Below are 2,523 nucleotides of genomic sequence, written 5' to 3' on the forward strand. Positions count from 1 at the left end.
AGTCGCGAGTCGCTTGCCACCGACAGCGATCCACTGATCACCCGCGCCATCACCTATTACCAAACCGCCAGTTATGGCTTCAAGCAACAGCTGCTTGGCTGGAGGGCGCCCATGGAGGGCGCCGACCAAGTCAGCGAACGTTAATCGAATCGCCCCGGGCTGATGCCCCGGGGCTTTTTCAATTGCAGGATCTGTCATGTCATCAACCGCTGTCCGTCCCACCTCTCGCCCGCTCAATTTGCGGGTGTGCCTGGGTGTCCCCGCCGTTGCCGCGATCATTCTGGTGTTGCTCGAACTGACGTCCCTGGACATGGACCTGGCCAAGCTGTTTTACGATCCGGTCGCCGGTGATTTCATCGGACGACACAGTTACTTTCTGGAAAACATCCTGCACGACCGGGCGAAGCAAGTGGTCATCGCCTTCTCCGTGTTCGCGGTGATCGGCTTCATCGGCTCGTTCTTCATTGAAAAGCTCAAACCGTTCAAGCGTGAGATGGGCTGCCTGGTGCTGTCGCTGGCGCTGGCGACCTCGTTTGTGACGCCGGTCAAAGTCGTGACATCGGTGCAATGCCCGTGGAGCCTGGAGCAATTCGGCGGCCACGAAACCTACAGCGAACTGCTCAGCCCGCGCCCGCACACCGACAAGCCTGGCCGTTGCTGGCCGGGTGGCCATGCGGCGACCGGTTTCACGCTGTTTGCGCTGTTCTTCGTGCTGCGCGACCGTCGCCCGAAACTCGCCCGCAAGGCATTTATTTTTGCCTTTGCGCTGGGCACGGTGTTTTCGGTGAGCCGGATGATGCAAGGCGCGCACTTTTTCTCGCACAACGTGTGGACGGCGATTTTCTGCTGGCTGATTTGTCTGGGGTCGTATTACTACATCCTGTATCGACCGGCGTCGAAGGTTGAGCAGCTGACCAAGACAGGCCCGGCCACCGCCTGAAACACAGACCTGAAATGTGGCAGATCAAAATGTGGGAGCGGGCTTGCTCGCGAAAGCGGTATGTCAGTCGGTATTAATCTTTCTGACACACCGCTTTCGCGAGCAAGCCCGCTCCCACAACGGATTGAGGTGGTTCGCGAAATCCAGGCAATAAAAAGCCCCGCCTGCTTGCGCAGGCGGGGCTTTTTTACAGGGGTAAGGCTGGCTTACATCATGCCGCCCATGCCACCCATACCGCCCATGTCTGGCATACCGCCGCCAGCTGGACCGTCTTCCTTGATCTCGGCGATCATGGCTTCGGTGGTGATCATCAGGCTGGCGATGGAAGCCGCTGCCTGAAGCGCCGAACGAGTCACTTTAGCCGGGTCGAGGATACCCATTTCGATCATGTCGCCGTATTCGCCGGTCGCAGCGTTGTAACCGTAGTTACCCGAACCCTGCTTGACCTTGTCGACAACGACGCTTGGCTCGTCGCCGGAGTTGGCAACGATCTGGCGCAGTGGCGCTTCAACAGCGCGACGCAGCAACTGGATACCCACGTCTTGATCGGCGTTGTCGCCTTTCAGTTCGGAGATAGCCTGCAGAGCGCGAACCAGTGCCACGCCGCCGCCAGGTACCACGCCTTCTTCAACGGCTGCGCGGGTTGCGTGCAGGGCGTCTTCAACGCGGGCTTTCTTCTCTTTCATTTCGACTTCGGAGCCAGCGCCAACCTTGATCACTGCAACGCCGCCGGACAGCTTGGCCAGACGCTCTTGCAGTTTTTCACGGTCGTAGTCGGACGAAGTGTCAGCCACTTGCTGGCGGATCTGCAGAACGCGAGCCTGGATGTCAGCCTCAACGCCGGCGCCGTCGATCTCGGTGGTGTTTTCTTTGGACAGGATCACGCGCTTGGCATTACCCAGGTGTTCCAGGGTAGTGCTTTCCAGGCTCAGGCCGATCTCTTCGGAGATAACGGTACCGCCAGTCAGAACAGCGATGTCCTGCAGCATGGCCTTGCGACGGTCGCCGAAGCCTGGAGCCTTGACGGCTGCGACTTTGACGATGCCACGCATGTTGTTCACAACCAGAGTCGCCAGGGCTTCGCCTTCAACGTCTTCGGCCACGATCAGCAGTGGACGGCCGGCTTTGGCAACGGCTTCCAGTACTGGCAACATTTCGCGGATGTTCGAGATTTTCTTGTCGACCAGCAGGATCAGCGGACCGTCCAGCTCGGCGGTCATGGTCTCTGGCTTGTTGACGAAGTACGGGGACAGGTAGCCACGGTCGAACTGCATGCCTTCAACAACCGACAGTTCGTTTTCCAGGCCCGAGCCTTCTTCAACGGTGATCACGCCTTCTTTACCGACTTTTTCCATGGCTTCGGCAATGATGTCGCCGATGGAGCTGTCGGAGTTGGCCGAGATGGTGCCGACCTGAGCGATGGCCTTGGTGTCAGCGCAAGGCTTGGACAGGGCTTTGAGCTCTTTGACGATAGCGATGGTCGCTTTGGCCGCGAGAGATTTTGCATTCGCCGGCGGATGAGTATGTCGACCGGTTCGTACAGCGGCGGGCGGCGGTGGTCTGAGAAATATGTGGCGGCTGGG

At 59.2% G+C, this 2,523-nt stretch carries 2 protein-coding genes; one reads left to right on the forward strand and one right to left on the reverse strand.

Translation table 11 applies throughout. The features are described from left to right. The first annotated feature begins 196 nt into the window (after nucleotides 1-196). Entirely contained in the window at nucleotides 197-940 is a 744-nt protein-coding gene (locus ACQKP4_RS28805) for a phosphatase PAP2 family protein (RefSeq protein WP_427637408.1), read from the forward strand. 206 nt (nucleotides 941-1,146) lie between these two features. Here ACQKP4_RS28805 and groL read toward each other — a convergent pair. Next, the coding region (groL, locus tag ACQKP4_RS28810) for a chaperonin GroEL (protein WP_427637409.1) at nucleotides 1,147-2,523 on the reverse strand (1,377 nt) is incomplete at its 5' end.

The sequence above is a fragment of the Pseudomonas sp. NPDC086278 genome (assembly GCF_050280905.1).
Lineage (GTDB): Bacteria > Pseudomonadota > Gammaproteobacteria > Pseudomonadales > Pseudomonadaceae > Aquipseudomonas.

Excerpts from the sequence above, each read along its gene's own strand:
- ACQKP4_RS28805 (WP_427637408.1), top strand. The coding sequence starts at position 197 with ATGTCATCAACCGCTGTCCGTCCCACCTCTCGCCCGCTCAATTTGCGG.